This is a genomic window from Rhodoferax bucti (assembly GCF_005876985.1).
Taxonomy (GTDB): Bacteria; Pseudomonadota; Gammaproteobacteria; order Burkholderiales; family Burkholderiaceae_C; genus Allorhodoferax; species Allorhodoferax bucti.
The window spans coordinates 543,743-562,781 of sequence record NZ_VAHD01000002.1; the positions used below are offsets into that span (position 1 = coordinate 543,743).

Below are 19,039 nucleotides of genomic sequence, written 5' to 3' on the forward strand. Positions count from 1 at the left end.
TGTCTATGACTACTTTTGCAGTACATCCTGAAGTCACCAAAGCTGCCGTAGTGGCTGCTCTGGGTGACAAGGTAAAACATATTGACGTGGCTTTGGGCGAGGTGACCGTACTGGTTGCTGCTCAGCATTACCACGATGCTGCGCTGGCTTTGCGCAATGCACCAGGTTGCCAGTTTGAGCAGCTGATGGATTTGTGCGGTGTCGACTATTCGGAATACAAAGACGGTGCTTACGACGGCCTGCGTTATGCCGTCGTTTGTCATTTGCTATCTATCAGCTTAAACCAGCGTTTGCGTTTGAAGGTCATGGCGCCTGATGACGATATGCCGGTAGTGGCTTCTGTCAATGACATTTGGAATTCTGCCAATTGGTTTGAGCGTGAAGCGTTTGATTTGTTTGGCGTGATTTTTGAAGGTCATGATGACCTGCGCCGGATCCTGACGGATTACGGTTTTATCGGCCACCCATTCCGTAAAGACTTTCCTCTTGCCGGGCATGTGGAAATGCGCTACGACGCTGAGCAAGCGCGTGTGGTGTATCAACCGGTCACGATCGAAGCGCGTGAGATTACCCCGCGCATCATTCGGGAAGACAAGTACGGAGGCCTGCAGTAAGCAGTTGACGCATGGCTGAAATTAAAAACTACACATTGAACTTCGGTCCGCAGCATCCTGCTGCGCACGGAGTTTTGCGCTTGGTGTTGGAGCTGGATGGTGAAGTGATTCAGCGGGCGGACCCCCACATCGGTCTGCTGCACCGCGCGACGGAAAAATTGGCTGAGAGCAAGACTTACATCCAATCCTTGCCCTACATGGACCGTTTGGATTACGTGTCCATGATGAGCAATGAGCACGCGTATTGCCTTGCGATTGAAAAGCTGTTGGGTATCGAAGTGCCAATCCGAGCCCAGTACATCCGTGTGATGTATGCGGAAATCACCCGTTTATTGAATCACTTGATGTGGTTGGGTTCGCACGGGAATGATTGCGGCAGTTCGACGATTCTCATCTACACCTTCCGCGAGCGCGAAGATCTGTTTGATATGTACGAAGCTGCCAGCGGTGCGCGTATGCACGCTGCCTACTTCCGTCCGGGTGGTGTGTACCGTGATTTGCCGGACACCATGCCGCAGTTCAAGGCCAGCAAAATTCGCAATGCCAAAGGTGTGGAAGAGCTCAACCGCAACCGCAAAGGCTCATTACTGGATTTTATTGATGACTTCACCCAGCGCTTCCCTGCGTGCATGGAGGAGTACCACACGCTTCTGACAGAGAACCGCATCTGGAAGCAGCGCACGGTCAATATCGGAGTTGTATCCCCTGAGCGCGCCCTGAATATGGGCTTTTCCGGTCCGATGTTGCGCGGCTCTGGCATTGCATGGGATCTCCGTAAGAAGCAGCCTTACGATGCGTACGACAAGGTAGAGTTTGATATCCCTGTCGGTAAAACCGGTGACGTGTATGACCGTTATCTGGTTCGCATGGAAGAGATGAAGCAGTCTAATCGCATCATCAAGCAATGCGTGGATTGGTTGAAAGCCAACCCAGGTCCGGTAATCACGGACAACCACAAGGTGGCGCCTCCATCGCGTGAAGCGATGAAGACCAGCATGGAAGAGCTGATTCACCACTTCAAGTTGTTCACCGAAGGCTTTCGCGTGCCCGAGGGCGAGGCCTATGCAGCGGTCGAGCACCCCAAAGGCGAGTTTGGTATTTACATCGTGAGTGATGGAGCTAACAAGCCTTATCGTTTGAAGATTCGTCCACCAGGATTTGTGCATCTTGCAAGCCTGAATGAAATGGCAAAGGGCCACATGATTGCCGACGCTGTTTCCATCATTGGAACCATGGACATTGTTTTTGGAGAGATTGACCGATGATCTCCGCCGCAACTAAATTGCGCTTCGATCGCGAAGTTGCCAAGTACCCGTCAGATCAAAAGCAGTCTGCGGTGATGGCGTGTTTGGCTATCGTTCAGCAAGAGCTGGGCTTTGTGAGTGCTGACAGCGAAAAAGTGATCGCAGAGCATCTCGGAATGGCCCCCATGGCTGTGCACGAGGTGATTACCTTTTACAACATGTACAACCAGCGGCCGGTTGGTAAGTTCAAGTTGAATGTGTGTACTAATCTGCCTTGTCAGTTGCGTGATGGGCAAAAGGCCTTGCATCACCTCGAAGGTAAATTGGGCATCCACATGGGCGAGACCACGAAAGACGGCTTGTTCACCCTGCAGCAAAGCGAGTGCTTGGGTGCTTGTGCAGATGCTCCTGTGATGTTGGTGAATGACCGCGCGATGTGCAGTTTTATGTCGAACGACAAGCTAGATCAGCTGGTTGATCAACTGCGTGCGTCGGAAGGACAAGTATGAGCGCAGATACTATTTTGGCTCAATTCAGTACCCAAGGTACTGAGACTTGCTTCCATGATCGACACATCAATCCCCAAATTTATGCCGGGCTCAATGGCTCGAATTGGAGTCTGCAAGACTATGTGGCACGTGGTGGATACCAAGCACTACGCAAAATTTTGGGCAAAGATGGCGGTGATGGCCTGACGCAAGACCAAGTCATTGCAACCGTCAAAGAGTCTGGCCTCCGCGGTCGTGGCGGCGCTGGTTTCCCGACCGGACTGAAGTGGAGCTTTATGCCTCGCCAGTTTCCGGGGCAGAAGTATTTGGTTTGTAATTCGGATGAGGGCGAACCGGGCACTTGCAAGGATCGCGACATCCTTCAATTCAATCCGCACATCGTGATTGAAGGTATGGCGATTGCAGCCTATGCCATGGGTATTTCGGTGGGATACAACTACATCCATGGCGAAATTTTTGCGTCCTACGATCGTTTCGAAGCCGCGCTGGAAGAAGCGCGTGCTGCAGGCTTTTTGGGTGACAACATCCTGGGCAGTAACTTCAGTTTCCAACTGCATGCAGCTCACGGTTTCGGTGCCTACATTTGTGGTGAAGAGACAGCATTGCTGGAGTCCTTGGAAGGCAAAAAAGGCCAGCCACGCTTCAAGCCTCCGTTTCCTGCCAGCTTCGGCTTGTACGGTAAACCCACGACCATCAACAACACAGAAACATTTGCGGCAGTTCCTTGGATCATCCGCAACGGTGGGCAGGCGTATCTGGAGTGCGGAAAGCCAAACAATGGTGGGACAAAAATCTACTCGGTGAGTGGTGATGTGGAGCGCCCAGGCAATTACGAAATTCCTATGGGAACACCTTTCTCGAAGTTGTTAGAACTCGCGGGTGGTGTTCGCGGTGGCCGTCAGTTGAAAGCGGTAATCCCCGGCGGGTCATCCTCTCCTGTGCTACCGGCTTCCGTGATCATGGAGTGCACCATGGATTACGACTCGATTGCTAAGGCGGGCTCCATGTTGGGCTCAGGCGCAGTTATTGTGATGGACGAAACTCGTTGTATGGTGAAAGCTTTGCAGCGCTTGAGCTACTTCTACATGCATGAGTCTTGCGGCCAATGTACCCCGTGCCGTGAAGGTACGGGCTGGTTGTCGCGTATGGTGGATCGTATTGAAGGTGGCCAAGGGCGCCCCAGCGACATGGATTTGCTGGATAACGTTGCTGAAAACATTCAGGGACGTACGATTTGTGCGTTGGGCGACGCGGCTGCGATGCCTGTGCGCGCGATGATCAAGCATTTCCGTCACGAATTTGAGTACCACGTAGAGCACAAGACCTGCATGGTCCCTGCTTACGTTTGAGCGAGTCCACAAGATGATTGAAATCGAACTCGACGGCAAAAAGGTGGAAATCGCCGAAGGCAGCATGGTGATGCATGCTGCCGATAAGGCAGGCACCTACATCCCCCATTTTTGCTATCACAAGAAATTGAGCATTGCGGCAAATTGCCGCATGTGTCTGGTCGACGTGGAAAAAATGCCCAAGCCGATGCCCGCTTGTGCAACACCTGTGACCAACGGCATGATCGTTCGTACCAAGAGCGATAAGGCCATCAAGGCACAAAAATCCGTGATGGAGTTCTTGCTCATCAACCATCCATTGGATTGCCCCATTTGCGATCAGGGCGGTGAGTGCCAGTTGCAGGATTTGGCGGTAGGTTACGGTGGATCTTCCTCACGGTATGAAGAAGAGAAGCGGGTTGTATTTCACAAGGAAGTGGGCCCTCTGATCTCCATGGAGGAAATGAGCCGTTGTATTCACTGCACCCGTTGTGTGCGCTTTGGCCAAGAAGTTGCCGGTGTGATGGAGTTGGGCATGTCTCACCGTGGAGAGCACGCTGAGATTGAGACATTCATTGGTCAAAGCGTAGATTCTGAGCTCTCGGGCAATATGATTGACATTTGCCCCGTGGGTGCGCTGACTAGCAAGCCTTTCCGTTATAGCGCCCGCACCTGGGAGTTGTCGCGCCGTAAGTCGGTGAGCCCCCATGATTCCACAGGTGCTAATTTGATTGTTCAAGTCAAAAACAATCAAGTGGTGCGCGTCGTTCCTTTGGAGAACGAAGCCGTCAATGAATGCTGGATTGCTGACCGGGATCGTTTTTCTTACGAAGCATTGAATGGCTCGGACCGCCTGACATCTCCGATGATCAAGCAAGGCGGTGAATGGAAATCTGTGGATTGGCAAACTGCGCTGGAATACGTTGCCAACGGTCTGAAGCAAATCAAAACTACCCACGGCGCGAACGCTATAGGCGCCTTGGTGAGTCCGCATAGCACTGTGGAGGAGTTGTACCTCGCCAAGGGGTTACTCAATGGTGTAGGTTCTGGAAGCATTGATTTCCGTTTGCGTCATGCAGACTTTACGTCCGTTGATGGAGCTCCTTATTTGGGAACATCCATTGCTTCTCTCAGTGCGTTGCAACGTGTACTGGTGATCGGCTCAAATCTCCGCAAAGATCATCCTTTGTTCGCTCAGCGTATTCGTCAGGCGGCAAAGGTAGGTGCACAGGTGCATGCGATAGTTGATGCGGCACCTGATTGGGCATTGCCTTTGGCCGGTACCCAAGTTGTCGAGTCATCTGTCTGGGTTCAAGCGTTGGCCGACGTGGCAACTGCTGTTACGGAACAAACCGGCGCTGTGGCGCCTGTATCCGGCACTGCAACGGAAGCGGCAAAAAAGATGGCCGCTTCGCTGCTAAGCGGCGAACGTAAAGCTATTTTGTTGGGCAACGCCGCTGCGCACCATGCGAAAGCCGGGAGCTTGATGGTTCTGGCGAATTGGATTGCCGCTCAAACGGGTGCAACTGTGGGCTATCTCACAGAAGCGGCCAACACAGTGGGCGCCTATGCCGTGGGCGCAACTCCATCAATTGGTGGCTTTCATGCAGGGCAGATGTTGACTGGCGCTCTCAAAGCAGCCATTTTGCTGAATGTTGAGCCTGACTTTGATTCGGCAACCGGCGCTGCGGCCAAGCATGGGTTAATGGGTGCTGAAATGGTAGTGACCTTGAGTCCTTTCAAGGCCAATATGGCATTCAGTGATGTGCTGTTGCCTATTGCTCCGTTTACGGAGACTCCTGGTACTTTTGTGAATGCCGAAGGACGCCTGCAAAGTTTCCATGCGGTGGTGAAGCCGTTGGGCGAAACGCGTCCTGCTTGGAAGGTTCTGCGCGTTCTGGCTAATTTGCTGGATATTTCCGGCATGAATTACGAGTCCACGCAAGAAATCTTGTCTGCCGCAGGTATCGCAGATGTCGACGGGACATTTGTTCGTGCTGATCGACTCAACAATGCATGCAATGGCGCTGTGGATACGGCTCCTGCGGAGGTTCGCCCTGCGGTGGCGGGTATTTATCAATTGGATGGATTGGTACGCAGATCAACGTCTTTGCAGTTAACAGCAGACGCGCGTGCCGCACAAGGAGTGGCGGCATGATCGACGCTATTTACAACTTCGGTCTAGGTCTGATTGCTGCCCCTCTGTGGGCCAGTCTGGTTTGGCCGGTCATTTGGACAATCCTGAAGATTGTTGTGTTGGTGCTGCCTTTGATGGGCGCCGTGGCCTATTTGACTTTGTGGGAGCGCAAATACCTCGGATGGATGCAAGTTCGTGTGGGTCCCAACCGGGTGGGCCCCGGAGGCCTGTTGCAGCCCATTGCAGATGCTTTGAAGTTGTTGACAAAGGAAATTCTTGTTCCTACGGCGGCAAGTAAGGGACTGTTCTTTATTGGCCCCATTCTGACCATCATGCCAGCGTTGGCCGCATGGGCGGTGGTTCCTTTCGGTCCTGATGTGGCGCTGGCGAACATCAATGCAGGCCTGCTATTTTTGATGGCCATTACGTCATTGGAAGTCTATGGTGTGGTGATTGCGGGGTGGGCTTCCAACTCCAAGTACTCGTTTTTGGGTGCATTGCGAGCCTCCGCCCAAATGGTGAGTTATGAAATTGCGATGGGCTTTTGCTTGGTGATCGTGCTCATGATTGCCGGGTCCATGAACATGACGGATATTGTGTTGGGGCAAGGCAAGGGCCAATTCGCTGACATGGGGCTGAACTTCCTTTCTTGGAACTGGCTCCCCTTGTTGCCGGTGTTTGTGGTGTATTTCATTTCCGGTTTGGCAGAAACCAACCGGCATCCTTTCGACGTGGTGGAAGGTGAAGCGGAAATTGTCGCTGGCCACATGGTCGAATATTCAGGTATGTCGTTTGCGATGTTCTATTTGGCTGAATACGTGAACATGTGGCTGGTATCCATTCTGGCCACCGTCATGTTCTTGGGTGGTTGGTATTCTCCGATTGCGGCGTTGGACTTTATTCCCGGTTGGATTTGGCTAGGCGCCAAAACCTTCTTCATGGTCAGCCTGTTCATTTGGGTGCGCGCTACCTTCCCCCGATTCCGCTATGACCAAATCATGCGTTTGGGCTGGAAGGTATTCATTCCAGTCACGCTGGTTTGGCTGCTGGTTATTGGCATCTGGATGCAGACGCCCTTCAATATTTGGAATTGAGGGGAATACGACATGACTACAACTATTCAACGCTCTACGCCTGCCTTTTCGCTGAAGGACTTTTTATCCAGCTTCCTTCTGTTGGAGTTGATGAAGGGGATGGCATTAACCGGACGTTATTTGTTCCGTCGTAAAGTGACGGTCCAGTTTCCGGAAGAAAAAACACCTCTCTCGCCGCGCTTCCGGGGCCTGCATGCACTGCGCCGTTATGAAAACGGAGAAGAGCGCTGCATCGCCTGCAAGCTGTGTGAGGCTGTATGCCCTGCAATGGCTATCACCATTGAATCTGATGTTCGTGACGACGGTTCGCGCCGTACGACCCGTTACGACATTGATTTAACCAAATGTATTTTTTGCGGTTTTTGCGAAGAGAGCTGTCCGGTCGACTCCATCGTAGAGACTCATATTTTGGAATACCACGGTGAAAAGCGCGGTGACTTGTATTTCACCAAAGACATGCTGTTGGCAGTGGGTGATCGATACGAGTCCGAAATTGCCGCGAACAAGCAGGCAGATGCCAAGTACCGTTGATTAGCCGCAAGAAAGCCCTTGAATCATGAATGTAACGACTGGACTTTTTTACGTCTTTTCTGCGGTGTTGCTTTTTGCAGCGTTCCGAGTCATCACCGCCCGTAACCCTGTGCATGCGGCCTTGTACTTGGTATTGACTTTCTTCCAAGCCTCCATGATTTGGATGCTGTTGAAAGCAGAGTTTTTGTCTATTACGCTGGTGCTGGTTTATGTTGGCGCTGTGATGGTGCTCTTCCTCTTCGTCGTGATGATGATGGACATCAATGTCGAGAATTTGCGCGTCGGGTTCTGGAAACACTTCCCCTTGGCTGCCATCGTGGGGGTTGTGATTGCCTTGGAAATGGCCGCTGTTTTGATGGGTGGATTTCGCTTGGTTGATGACCCGAATACCGCCCATGTGGTTGCTGAAGGCAGCAACGCCAAGGAGCTCGGCAAGTTGTTGTTTACCCAATACTTGGTGCAACTGGAAGTAGCCGCAGCTATTATGCTTGTAGCCATGATCGCAGCGATTGCGCTTACCTTGCGTGCGCGCAAAGACAGCAAGTATGTGTCCCCAGGCGACCAAGTGCGTGTGCGATCCGCGGACAGGATGACGGTGGTGAAGATGGATGTCACCCAAGCAGCTGTAGCACCCGTAGTCGAAGAATTGGAGCCAAAAGCATGACATTGACCCTGGGCCATTTTTTATCATTGGGTGCGATGCTGTTCGCACTGTCAGTCGTCGGTATATTTCTTAATCGCCGTAATTTGATTGTCTTGTTGATGGCGATTGAGTTAATGCTGTTGGCGGTGAATACCAATTTCGTAGCTTTCTCTCATTACCTGCACGATATGCACGGGCAGATTTTTGTTTTCTTCATCTTGACCGTGGCCGCTGCGGAGTCCGCGATTGGTCTCGCGATTCTGGTGCTGTTGTTCCGCAACAAGTCCAGCATCAGCGTGGATGAACTCAATACCTTGAAGGGTTAATCGAATGAGTCAGACCCTTTCTGCATCCACACTGCTGGCTGTGCCACTTGCGCCGTTGGCAGGCGCTTTGCTCGCGGGTGTATTCGGTACCAAGTTTGGCGGTAACTGGATTGGGCGCAAGCTCAGTCACAGTTTGACAATTCTGGGGGTGTTTATTGCCTTCGTCTTGTCTGCCTTGACTTTGCAATCCGTCGTGACCGACGGCGCGCATTTCAATGAAACCATCTACACGTGGATGACGGTGGGTGGTTTGAAGATGGAAGTGGGCTTCCTGATCGACTCGCTCACCGCCATGATGATGTGTGTCGTCACTTTCGTTTCTCTGATGGTTCACCTTTACACGGTGGGTTACATGGAAGAGGACGAGGGCTACAACCGTTTCTTCTCCTACATTTCCTTGTTCACCTTCTCCATGTTGATGCTGGTGATGAGCAACAACTTGCTGCAGTTGTTTTTCGGTTGGGAAGCGGTGGGCTTGGTGTCGTATTTGTTGATTGGTTTCTGGTTTAACAAACCGACCGCGATATTTGCGAATATGAAGGCGTTCTTGGTCAATCGGGTGGGTGACTTTGGCTTCATTTTGGGTATCGGGTTGATTGGTGCCTACACTGGAAGTCTCAACTACACCGAAGTGTTTGCGAAAACTTCCGATCTGTCCGCTTTGGTCTTTCCAGGTACCGACTGGATGCTGGTGACCGTAATCTGCATCTGTTTGTTCATTGGCGCGATGGGTAAATCTGCCCAGTTCCCTCTCCATGTGTGGTTGCCGGATTCGATGGAAGGTCCCACACCTATTTCCGCGCTGATTCACGCGGCGACCATGGTTACTGCTGGCATCTTTATGGTGTCTCGTATGTCACCGCTGTTTGAGCTGAGCGATACCGCATTGAATTTCATTTTGGTGATTGGCTCTATCACTGCGCTGTTTATGGGATTCCTCGGGATCATCCAAAACGATATCAAGCGCGTAGTGGCGTACTCCACCTTGTCCCAGCTGGGCTACATGACGGTGGCACTCGGTGCATCTGCCTACTCGGTGGCGGTGTTCCACCTTATGACTCACGCGTTTTTCAAGGCGTTGTTATTCCTTGGTGCGGGTTCCGTCATCATGGGGGTACACCACAACCAAGATATTCGTTGGATGGGCGGCTTGCGTAAGTACATGCCTGTGACTTGGATTACCTCCTTGCTGGGTTCTCTGGCTCTCATTGGAACGCCTTTCTTTTCAGGGTTCTACTCCAAAGACAGCATCATCGAGGCGGTGCACGCAAGCCACTTGCCTGGCGCTGGTTTTGCGAACTTCGCCGTGTTGGCGGGTGTTTTTGTGACCGCGTTCTATTCCTTCCGGATGTACTTCCTGGTCTTCCACGGCAAAGAGCGCTTCGATCAAAATCCTGATGCGCATCACGGTGACGACCACGGACACGGCCACCACGATGCACATCCTCATGAGTCGCCATGGGTCGTTTGGGTACCACTGGTGTTGTTAGCCATTCCCTCGGTGTTGATCGGCTACTTCACGATCGAGCCCATGTTGCATGGAGACTTTTTCAAGGGTGTGATTTTCGTCAACCACGAGCTTCACCCTGCCATGGAAGAGTTGTCTGCGGAGTTTCATGGTGCGTCGGCGATGGCTATGCATTCGCTCTCTACCTTGCCGCTCTGGTTGGCGATTGCGGGTGTTGCGATGTCGTACGTGTTCTACATGATGTACCCGGCCATCCCTGCTGCGATCAAGCGGTTCGCTCAGCCGGTGTATACCTTGCTGGAGAACAAGTACTACCTGGATTGGATCAACGAGAACATTCTGGCGCGTGGTGCCCGTTTGTTGGGAACTGGTCTGTGGAAAGTCGGCGATCAGACGCTGATTGATGGTGCCGTAGTCAATGGTGCTTGGAAGCTCGTGGGCTTGTTCTCCGGCCTGGTACGCAAGGCTCAATCTGGTTATTTGTATCACTACGCACTCATCATGATTTTGGGAGTGTTTGTATTGATGACGTATTTCGTCTGGCTCAAGTAGGAGAAAAATAATATGGGTTTGTTGAGCCTTTCTATCTGGGTGCCTATCGCGTTTGGTGTGCTACTTCTCGCTTTGGGCCGCGACGAACAAGCCAAGGCCGTTCGTTGGGTTGCCTTGATGGGTGCATTGATCAGTTTCTTGCTGACGTTGCCTCTGTATAGCCAATTCGACAACTCTACGGCTGCCATGCAGTTTGTGGAGAACTTGCCGTGGATTGAGCGTTTCAATATCAATTACCACTTGGGCTTGGACGGTATTTCGTTCTGGTTCGTGCCTTTGACGGCCTTCATCACCGTTATCGTGGTGATCGCAGCGTGGGAGGTGATTACCCAGCGCGTGAACCAGTACATGGGTGCGTTCTTGATCCTGAGCGGCTTGATGATCGGCGTGTTTTCAGCACTCGATGGCATGCTTTTCTATGTCTTTTTTGAGGCAACGCTGATTCCGATGTACTTGATCATCGGCATTTGGGGTGGTCCTAACAAGATTTACGCGGCTTTCAAGTTCTTCCTGTACACGCTGTTGGGCTCCCTATTGATGCTCATTGCGCTGATTTACTTGTACACCCAATCGGGCGGCAGTTTTGATCTGGCCAAGTGGCACGCGCTTCCCTTAGGGCAAACCGCACAGACGTTGTTGTTCTTCGCTTTTTTTGCAGCATTTGCGGTGAAGGTGCCGATGTGGCCTGTGCACACCTGGCTTCCCGACGTGCACGTTGAAGCGCCCACCGGTGGCTCTGCAGTGTTGGCTGCCATCATGTTGAAGCTGGGTGCTTACGGTTTCTTGCGTTTCTCGATGCCCATCGCGCCGGATGCCGCTCATGAGTGGGGTGGCTTTATGGTCGCGCTCTCTTTGGTTGCTGTGGTGTATGTCGGGCTGGTTGCCATGGTGCAGCAAGACATGAAGAAGCTGGTGGCGTACTCGTCGGTGGCTCACATGGGCTTCGTTACCTTGGGCTTCTTTATCTTCAATGACCTGGGCGTGTCCGGTGGCTTGGTGCAGATGATTGCGCACGGCTTTGTGTCGGGTGCCATGTTCTTGTCCATCGGCGTGCTGTACGACCGCGTTCATTCCCGGGAGATTGCCAGCTACGGTGGAGTCGTGAATAGGATGCCGAAGTTTGCAGCGTTTGCACTGCTGTTTGCCATGGCCAATTGCGGCTTGCCGGGAACAGCTGGCTTCGTCGGTGAGTGGATGGTGATTCTGGGTGCCGTGAAGTTCAACTTCTGGATCGGTTTCGCTGCTGCCAGCGCCCTGATTTTTGGTGCCGCCTACACCCTCTGGATGTTCAAGCGCGTTTACCTCGGCCCTGTGACCAATGACGACGTGAAGGAGCTGACGGACATCAATGCCCGCGAGTTCCTGATGCTGGGCTTGTTGGCTGTTGCGGTGCTGGCCATGGGCTTGTATCCCAAGCCTTTCACGGATGTGATGGATGTGTCTGTGGCGGAATTGCTCAAGCACGTTGCTATTTCCAAATTGAACTGATCAAACTGAATTGAGAGACGAATGATGATTGACACAATCAGTTGGATCACGGTGTACCCCGAGATCGTTTTGATGGTGATGGCTTGCGCCATCCTGTTGATTGATCTCGGTGTGAAAACTCCCTTGCGGAACGGCACCTATGTGCTGACGATGCTCACCTTGGCAGTAGTGGCTGTACTCGAGGCCAATTTGGCGGTCGCTGGCCAGACTTACTACGGCTTTGGCAACATGGTGGTCAGCGATGCCATGGGCAATTGGCTCAAATGTTTTGCTGCGATTGCCGTGATGGTGTCTTTGGTGTACGCACGTCCGTACGCCAGCCATCGCGACATGCTGCGCGGCGGAGAGCTGTTCACCCTCAACATGCTTTCTTTGTTGGGCATGTTTGTGATGATTTCGTCCAACAACCTCTTGCTGACCTATATGGGCCTGGAGTTGTTGACGCTGTCTGCGTATGCACTGGTTGCCCTTCGCCGTGACAATGCGTCTGCCACAGAGGCTGCCATGAAGTACTTTGTGTTGGGTGCGATGGCTTCCGGCTTCTTGTTGTATGGTATGTCCATGCTGTACGGCGCAACCGGCACCTTGGACATTACCCAACTGTTCAAGTCCATCTCCAGCGGCCAAATCCGTCCTGACGTGTTGGTGTTTGGATTGGTGTTCATCGTGGCTGGCTTGGCTTTCAAGTTGGGTGTGGTTCCCTTCCATATGTGGATTCCTGATGTGTACCAGGGCGCGCCCACCGCAGTGACGCTGATGATTGGTGGCGCTCCCAAGTTGGCAGCTTTTGCGATTTGTATCCGCTTGTTGGTAGAGGGTATGCGTCCCTTGGCCGGTGACTGGCAGCAAATGCTGATGGTCTTGTCGGTAGGTTCTTTGCTGATTGGTAACCTGGCAGCGATTGCACAAACCAACCTGAAGCGTATGCTCGCGTTTTCGACGATTTCCCAGATGGGTTTTGTCTTGCTGGGTTTGATGTCCGGTGTTGTGAATGGTGATGCGGTCACGTTTGCCGCCAATGCCTACAGCTCGTCCATGTTCTACGTCATCACGTATGTGCTGACGACACTGGCGACATTCGGAGTGATTCTGCTGTTGTCCCGGGAAGGTTTCGAGAGCGAAGAAATCTCTGACTTCGCCGGCCTGAACCAGCGCAGTCCCTTGTACGCAGCGGTCATGGCCATCTGTGCCTTCTCGCTTGCGGGCATTCCACCCATGGTGGGCTTTTATGCTAAGCTCTCGGTGTTGCAGTCCTTGGTGGTGTCTGGTCAGCCGGTTCACTTGGGTATGGCCATCTTCGCGGTGCTCATGTCTTTGATTGGTGCGTTTTACTATTTGCGTTTGGTCAAGGTGATGTATTTCGATGAGCCCATCACCGTCACGACAGTGAGCGCGCCTGCGGATGTGCGCGTAGTCCTGACTATCAACGGTGCTTTGGTGCTGATTCTTGGCCTGGCCCCCGGCAGCTTGATGGCCTTGTGCGCATCCTCGGTGCGCCAGATGTTGGGCATGTAAGCGGTATTCCTTCCGCCGTACGTCTACATCACACCATGGGGAATTCGCTCTCGATACCAGTGCTATTGCTCATTGCTTTGCTGGCCGCGAATTTCCCATTTTTTTCTAGCCGGTGGTTTGGAGTTACCCAGAGAGGTCGTAAAACGCTGGGCATACGCTTGTTGGAGTTGCTCGCTTTTTACTTTTTGGTGGGCGGTTTGGGGCTGCTTCTCGAGAAGAATGCAGGGCAAATTGCACCTCAGGGGTGGGAGTTTTACGCCATCACCGCCACCTTGTTCCTCACCTTTGCATTTCCTGGTTTCGTATACCGCTACCTGTTGAAGCAACATGATTGACCCGGGGCAAGACGCCCATTTGCGGGAAACCCAAGTTTCCAGTCAAGAGTTAGTCAAGGGCAGTTTTCTTCACGCACTGCGAGATACGGTGGCGCTACCCGATGGGTCGGTTGCGACGCGTGAATATGTGGTGCACCCCGGCGCTGTCATGATCATCCCCTTGGTGGAAGAGGCTGGGCAGCCCCTCCGGGTCGTTCTGGAGCGGCAATACCGCTACCCAGTTCAGCAGGTCATGATTGAATTTCCGGCTGGCAAGCTGGACGCCGGCGAGGCCACCCAGCGTTGCGCGCAGCGGGAGTTGCACGAGGAAACCGGATACACCGCCTCGGCTTGGGCCAAAGCGGGTGTCATTCACCCGGTCATTGCCTACTCCACAGAATTCATTGAGGTGTGGTTCTCGCGTGGTTTGGCCGCCGGCGAGCGTCAATTGGACAGCGGTGAGTTTTTGGATGTTTTTACGGCCACGGCAGACGAGCTGATCGCTTGGTGCATCAGCGGCCACGTGACGGATGCCAAAACGATCGCAGCAGCACTCTGGCTTCAGCACTACCAATCCGGGCGCTGGGCACCTGATTGGGTGGCTCCGGTTTAAGGCCTATTGCAGACGGGTCTGTCCATGAAAGTGTTGGATCTTCAGTGTTCGTACGGCCATACCTTTGAAGGCTGGTTTGCTTCTGAGCAAGACTTCGTGTCGCAAAGTGCGCGCGCTTTGGTTGCTTGCCCTGTATGTGGCGATGCCTCTGTTCACAAGAAGCTGAGCGCACCGCGTTTAAATTTGTCCGGCGCCAAACCCCCTGTTGAGCCTCAGGACCACCAAGCTCCTGGCGCTGCACAGCTCGCTGGCAATGCGCCGGTAGAGCTGCCCCCACTAAGTCCGGAGCTCCAACAAGCGTTGCACCAGGCGTGGGTGCAGGTCGCCAAGCATGTCGTCGCCACTACCGATGATGTGGGAGACCGGTTTGCAGAAGAGGCCCGACGCATCCACTATGGCGAGACAGAAGAGCGTGGTATCCGTGGTCAGGCCACACCGGACGAGGCTCGGGAACTCGTCGAAGAGGGGATTGCCTTGGTAGCGCTCCCCATCCCCGAGCATCTGAAAAAACCGCTGCAGTAATGATTCACTGCAGCGGCAGAGTGCCAGCTGCTGCAGGTATTACGGGTACAAACCGCGCAATTCGCGTGCATGCAGTATCCGTTTGCACGCCACGATGAAGGTCGCAGTGCGCAGGCTGACTTTGTGGTCTTGCGCTACTTCCCACACTCCGGCAAACGCTTCTTTCATGATGCGCACTAGGCGGGCATTGATTTCGTCTTCGCTCCAGAAAAAGCTGGAGAAATCCTGCACCCACTCAAAGTAGCTCACGGTGACCCCGCCTGCATTCGCAATCACGTCCGGTACCACCAGAATGTTGCGGTCTTGCAGAATGTCGTCCGCAGCGGGCGTGGTCGGGCCGTTGGCGCCTTCTATGACCAGCTTGGCCTGAATGCGGTGGGCATTGGCTGCTGTGATCTGCTGCTCCAGCGCCGCTGGAATCAGGATTTCGCAAGGCACGTCCCAGAACGCATTGGCATCCAAGGGCTCTGCCGCGGCAAAGCCGCCAACGGTGCCATGTCGTGCGACGTGGGTGAGTAAGGCCGGCACATCTAGGCCTGCCTCCCGATAGATAGTGCCGCCATGGTCTTGCACCGCGACCACCTTGGCCCCTGCTTGCGCAAACAGTTTGGCAGCGATGCCTCCCACGTTGCCAAAACCTTGCACCGCCACCCGCGACTGGCTGATGTCCAGGCCCAAATGCCGCGCTGCTTCTACCCCCACGGTGTAAACACCACGACCAGTGGCTTCGCGCCGGCCCAGCGAACCACCGAGGTCAATCGGCTTGCCGGTGACGACGCCGGTGGAGGTGGCACCTTCGTTCATGGAGTAGGTGTCCATCATCCACGCCATGATCTGCTCGTTGGTGTTCACGTCCGGCGCTGGAATGTCTTTGGTCGGCCCGATGATGATGCCGATCTCGCTGGTGTAGCGGCGCGTCAAACGTTCCAGCTCACCCAGCGACAGCGTTTTGGGGTCGACGCGAATGCCACCCTTCGCACCCCCGTAGGGCACATTGACGGCAGCGTTTTTGATAGACATCCAGGCAGAAAGAGCCATCACCTCGGACAAGGTCACGTCCTGGTGAAAACGCACCCCTCCTTTGCCCGGGCCGCGGGAGGTGTTGTGCTGCACGCGGTAGCCCTCAAAGTGGGCGACGGTACCGTTGTCGAGCTGGATGGGCACGTCCACGATCAGTGCGCGCTTGGGGCGCTTCAGGGTTTCAGCCCAGCGGGCGAGGTGTCCGAGGTAGGGCGTGACACGGTCCACTTGTTGCAGGTAAATACCCCACGGGCCGAGGTGATCGGCCTGCAGGTATGAGGGCAGCGCATGGGTGTTGGCTGCGGGGGTCACGGAAGACGCCGTGTGGGCGCCGGGGTGCTGCGACATGAATGCTCCTTGTAGTTGTCGTCAAGGTCCGCAATGTAGGCGCGCGGTGACGACCTGTCCAAGGCCACTTCATTTGCTAACTATGCAAAAAAATAATAACGATCAGGCGCTGATGTCGACAATGCGCCCGGTTGCTTGCCCCTGCGTATTGACAAACGGGCGGGCCGCCACGCTGGTTTTCAACGCATTGCCACTGGCTGCAAATTTGGACGATGCCGCTGCGTACATGCGTACTAAAAAGTCTTGTGTTGCAGGGGCTACTGCTGATTTGGCAGCCCGCAACTGGCCCACGTAAGTGCTGTCTTGCAGCGCGGTGCGGCCGGCCAGTTCTTGCACATTCTCGCGTTTGACTTGCAGGTCCTGCTCCGCCTGCTCGGTTTGTTGCTGCAGCGTCTCTACCTTGATTTGGGCGCTGTCGGCCTCCCGCTTGGCCTGCTCCAGGCGTGCCTTGCTTAAGGTCGCCTGCAGAGACGGTGTGGCGCTGTTGGTGGCGGCAATGGCCATGGCGGAGGAGGGCGCGTCAGGCGCTCACGTTCAGGCGGGTGCCGATGGTCTGGCCCTGGCCGTTGACGACCGGCTTGCGCTCCGCTTCTTGTGCTTGGGCTGGTTTTTGTTCTAACGCAGCTTGTTTTTGGACCGCCTCGCGCTGGATGGCCTCGGTCCTTTTCGCGGCTTGCACCTGTTCAGGTTGCTGCACTTTGGCGCGTGAAATTTCCATGCGGACCTCCGGGGTGGGGAAAGCCCGATTTTAGGAGGTCTAACCCCCTTTTATCAACCGATTGCGGCGTATTGAAAACTGATAGGGCGCAATCTGCCCGGCTCAGGCGTTGAATTGCAGCGCCGCCAAGCCCGCGTACACCCCGCCGCGCGCCACCAACTCCGCATGCGTGCCTTGCTCCACCAGCACGCCGTGGTCCAGCACCACGATCAAATCGGCTTTTTGCACTGTGGCCAGGCGGTGGGCTATGACCAGCGTGGTGCGGTTGCGCATGGCGCTTTCCAGCGCGGCCTGCACCATGCGCTCGCTCTCGGCGTCCAGCGCGCTGGTGGCCTCGTCCAGCAGCAGCAAGGGCGGATTTTTGAGCATGGCGCGGGCAATGGCGATGCGCTGGCGCTGCCCGCCGGAGAGGCGCACACCGCGTTCACCCAAAAAGGTGTTGTAGCCCTCGGGCAGCGCTTCAATGAACTCGTGCGCAAAGGCCGCTTGCGCTGCGGCTTTCACCTCCGCATCCGACGCGTCGGGTTTGCCGTAGCGGATGTTTTCCAGCGCGCTGCTCGAGAAAATGACGGCGTCCTGCGGCACGATGCCTACCCGCCGGCGCAAGGCTTGCAGGGCTTGCTGGCGTGTTTCCACCCCGTCGAGCGCGATGCTGCCGCTCTGCGCGTCGTAGTAACGCAGCAGCAACTGGAACACCGTGCTCTTGCCCGCGCCGCTGGGGCCCACGATGGCCACGGTCTGCCCAGGTTGTACGTCCAAGCTGAAATTTTGCAGCGCTTGCTGCTGGGGGCGGGAAGGGTAGTGAAAATTGATTGCTTCAAATTTGATAGCGCTTCCCGCAGAGGGGGCGGGCGCCAGAAGCGGATTTGCAGGTGAAACGATAGGCGACTGGGTGTTCAGCAACTCCATCAGCCGCTCGGTAGCTCCTGCCGCGCGCAGCAGGTCGCCGTAGACCTCGCCCAGCACCGCAAACGCGCTGGCCAGAATGATCACATACACCACGGTTTGCCCGAGATGGCCTGCGGTAATGCGCCCCTCCGCCACTGCCTGCGTGCCTTGGTACAAGCCCCAGAGCAGCGCGGCCGAGGTGGCAATGATGATGAAGGCCACCAGCCCCGAGCGCATCAGGCTGCGCTTGGTGGCGGTGGCAAAGGCGTTGTCAGTCGAGGTCACAAAGCGCTGGGTCTCGCGCGCCTCGGCGGTGTAGCTTTGCACCACGGGAATGGCGTTCAACACCTCGGCCGCGATGGCGCTGGAGTCTGCCACCCGGTCCTGCGAGGCCCGCGAGAGCTTGCGCACCCGGCGCCCGAACCACAGGCTGGGCAGCACGATGAGCACCAACACCACCAGCACCTGCAGCATGACTAGCGGGTTGGTCCACACCAGCACGCCCAAAGCGCCCACGCCCATCACCGCATTGCGCAGCCCCATGCTGAGTGAGGAGCCCACTACCGTTTGCACCAGCGTGGTATCGGCCGAGAGGCGCGACAACACTTCGCCGGTTTGCGTGGTCTCAAAAAATTCCGGGCTTTGCTGGAGCACATGGCTGTACACCGCGTTGCGCAGGTCGGCCGTGACCCGCTCGCCCAGCCAGCTCACCATGTAAAAGCGCGCCGCCGAAAACAGGCCCAGCGCCACCGCCACCGCAAACAGGGCGGCAAAGTGGCCGCGCAAGGCCATCATCTGCGCGCCTTTGTCGGCCTGCACCAGCCCGCCATCAATCAGGCTGCGCAGGGCCACCGGAAAGGCCAGCGTGGCCCCTGCGGCCAGCACCAGAAACACAAGCGCCATGCCGATGCGTGCCCGGTAAGGCCGCAGAAACGGCAGCAGGCCGGAGAGGGATTGGGGGTTGCTGGATTTGGGACGGTCAGAGGTGCTCATGGGGGTGCAGGTGGGGGCGGTTCGGCAGGTCGTGGGGGCGGCGCAATAGTGGCAATGGCAAATACGCGCCAGCGCCCGCAAGTATTGCGCAAGTAGCTATGGCTTTTATAGCGCCTGAATTTCGGTTTGTTTCACTTTGTTGCGTGAATGTCGATGTAAGCTAGAAGAAAAAAG

19 protein-coding genes are annotated in these 19,039 nt (G+C 55.0%); 15 read left to right on the top strand and 4 right to left on the bottom strand.

The features are described from left to right. Positions 1-5: 5 nt before the first annotated feature. From FDM28_RS09170 to FDM28_RS09240, 15 genes are read left to right on the top strand one after another with little or no spacing between them, the layout of a single operon-like run. Entirely contained in the window at positions 6-614 is a 609-nt protein-coding gene (locus FDM28_RS09170) for an NADH-quinone oxidoreductase subunit C (protein ID WP_138514844.1), read from the top strand. 11 nt (positions 615-625) lie between these two features. After that, entirely contained in the window at positions 626-1,879 is a 1,254-nt protein-coding gene (locus tag FDM28_RS09175) for an NADH-quinone oxidoreductase subunit D (RefSeq protein ID WP_138514845.1), read from the top strand. Then, on the top strand, positions 1,876-2,367 hold the full coding sequence (nuoE, locus tag FDM28_RS09180) for an NADH-quinone oxidoreductase subunit NuoE (RefSeq protein ID WP_138514846.1): 492 nt from the start codon (positions 1,876-1,878) through the stop codon (positions 2,365-2,367). Before FDM28_RS09175 ends, nuoE begins: the two co-directional genes overlap by 4 nt. Then, positions 2,364-3,716 (top strand): NADH-quinone oxidoreductase subunit NuoF, encoded by a 1,353-nt coding sequence (nuoF, locus tag FDM28_RS09185; RefSeq protein ID WP_138514847.1) that lies wholly within the window; start codon positions 2,364-2,366, stop codon positions 3,714-3,716. The genes nuoE and nuoF overlap by 4 nt, the downstream gene beginning before the upstream one ends. A 13-nt stretch (positions 3,717-3,729) precedes the next feature. Next, complete coding sequence (gene nuoG, locus FDM28_RS09190; RefSeq protein WP_138514848.1) at positions 3,730-5,853, top strand: NADH-quinone oxidoreductase subunit NuoG; 2,124 nt, start codon at positions 3,730-3,732, stop codon at positions 5,851-5,853. Further along, on the top strand, positions 5,850-6,926 hold the full coding sequence (gene nuoH, locus FDM28_RS09195; RefSeq protein ID WP_138514849.1) for an NADH-quinone oxidoreductase subunit NuoH: 1,077 nt from the start codon (positions 5,850-5,852) through the stop codon (positions 6,924-6,926). The genes nuoG and nuoH overlap by 4 nt, the downstream gene beginning before the upstream one ends. Before the next feature lie 12 nt (positions 6,927-6,938). Next, the gene (gene nuoI, locus FDM28_RS09200) at positions 6,939-7,457 is read left to right on the top strand and encodes an NADH-quinone oxidoreductase subunit NuoI (protein WP_138514850.1); all 519 of its coding nucleotides are present in this window, start codon (positions 6,939-6,941) and stop codon (positions 7,455-7,457) included. Positions 7,458-7,482: 25 nt separating this feature from the next. Then, positions 7,483-8,121: an NADH-quinone oxidoreductase subunit J gene (locus FDM28_RS09205; RefSeq protein WP_138514851.1), complete on the top strand. Its 639-nt coding sequence runs from the start codon at positions 7,483-7,485 to the stop codon at positions 8,119-8,121. Continuing rightward, on the top strand, positions 8,118-8,426 hold the full coding sequence (gene nuoK / locus FDM28_RS09210) for an NADH-quinone oxidoreductase subunit NuoK (protein ID WP_138514852.1): 309 nt from the start codon (positions 8,118-8,120) through the stop codon (positions 8,424-8,426). The genes FDM28_RS09205 and nuoK overlap by 4 nt, the downstream gene beginning before the upstream one ends. 4 nt (positions 8,427-8,430) lie before the next feature. Further along, a complete protein-coding gene (nuoL, locus tag FDM28_RS09215; protein WP_170211684.1) occupies positions 8,431-10,446 on the top strand; it encodes an NADH-quinone oxidoreductase subunit L in 2,016 nt (671 codons plus the stop codon). Between the two features lie 12 nt (positions 10,447-10,458). Next, a complete protein-coding gene (locus FDM28_RS09220) occupies positions 10,459-11,934 on the top strand; it encodes an NADH-quinone oxidoreductase subunit M (protein WP_138514853.1) in 1,476 nt (491 codons plus the stop codon). 24 nt (positions 11,935-11,958) lie between these two features. Next, positions 11,959-13,449 (top strand): NADH-quinone oxidoreductase subunit NuoN, encoded by a 1,491-nt coding sequence (gene nuoN / locus FDM28_RS09225; protein WP_138515230.1) that lies wholly within the window; start codon positions 11,959-11,961, stop codon positions 13,447-13,449. A gap of 35 nt (positions 13,450-13,484) precedes the next feature. Next, positions 13,485-13,784, top strand: a complete 300-nt coding sequence (locus FDM28_RS09230) for a DUF2818 family protein (protein WP_138514854.1) — start codon at positions 13,485-13,487, stop codon at positions 13,782-13,784. Next, complete coding sequence (locus FDM28_RS09235; RefSeq protein WP_138514855.1) at positions 13,777-14,376, top strand: NUDIX domain-containing protein; 600 nt, start codon at positions 13,777-13,779, stop codon at positions 14,374-14,376. The genes FDM28_RS09230 and FDM28_RS09235 overlap by 8 nt, the downstream gene beginning before the upstream one ends. 24 nt (positions 14,377-14,400) lie before the next feature. Further along, positions 14,401-14,898: a DUF1178 family protein gene (locus tag FDM28_RS09240; protein WP_138514856.1), complete on the top strand. Its 498-nt coding sequence runs from the start codon at positions 14,401-14,403 to the stop codon at positions 14,896-14,898. 39 nt (positions 14,899-14,937) lie between these two features. Here FDM28_RS09240 and FDM28_RS09245 read toward each other — a convergent pair whose 3' ends face one another. The 4 genes from FDM28_RS09245 to FDM28_RS09260 form a co-directional block, all read right to left on the bottom strand. Beyond that, a complete protein-coding gene (locus FDM28_RS09245; RefSeq protein WP_206021942.1) occupies positions 14,938-16,266 on the bottom strand; it encodes a Glu/Leu/Phe/Val family dehydrogenase in 1,329 nt (442 codons plus the stop codon). Between the two features lie 102 nt (positions 16,267-16,368). Then, the gene (locus FDM28_RS09250; protein ID WP_138514857.1) at positions 16,369-16,770 is read right to left on the bottom strand and encodes a hypothetical protein; all 402 of its coding nucleotides are present in this window, start codon (positions 16,768-16,770) and stop codon (positions 16,369-16,371) included. A 16-nt stretch (positions 16,771-16,786) separates the two neighbouring features. Continuing rightward, positions 16,787-16,984: a hypothetical protein gene (locus FDM28_RS09255; protein WP_138514858.1), complete on the bottom strand. Its 198-nt coding sequence runs from the start codon at positions 16,982-16,984 to the stop codon at positions 16,787-16,789. A gap of 102 nt (positions 16,985-17,086) precedes the next feature. Next, positions 17,087-18,865 (bottom strand): ABC transporter transmembrane domain-containing protein, encoded by a 1,779-nt coding sequence (locus FDM28_RS09260; protein WP_138514859.1) that lies wholly within the window; start codon positions 18,863-18,865, stop codon positions 17,087-17,089. Positions 18,866-19,039 lie beyond the last annotated feature (174 nt).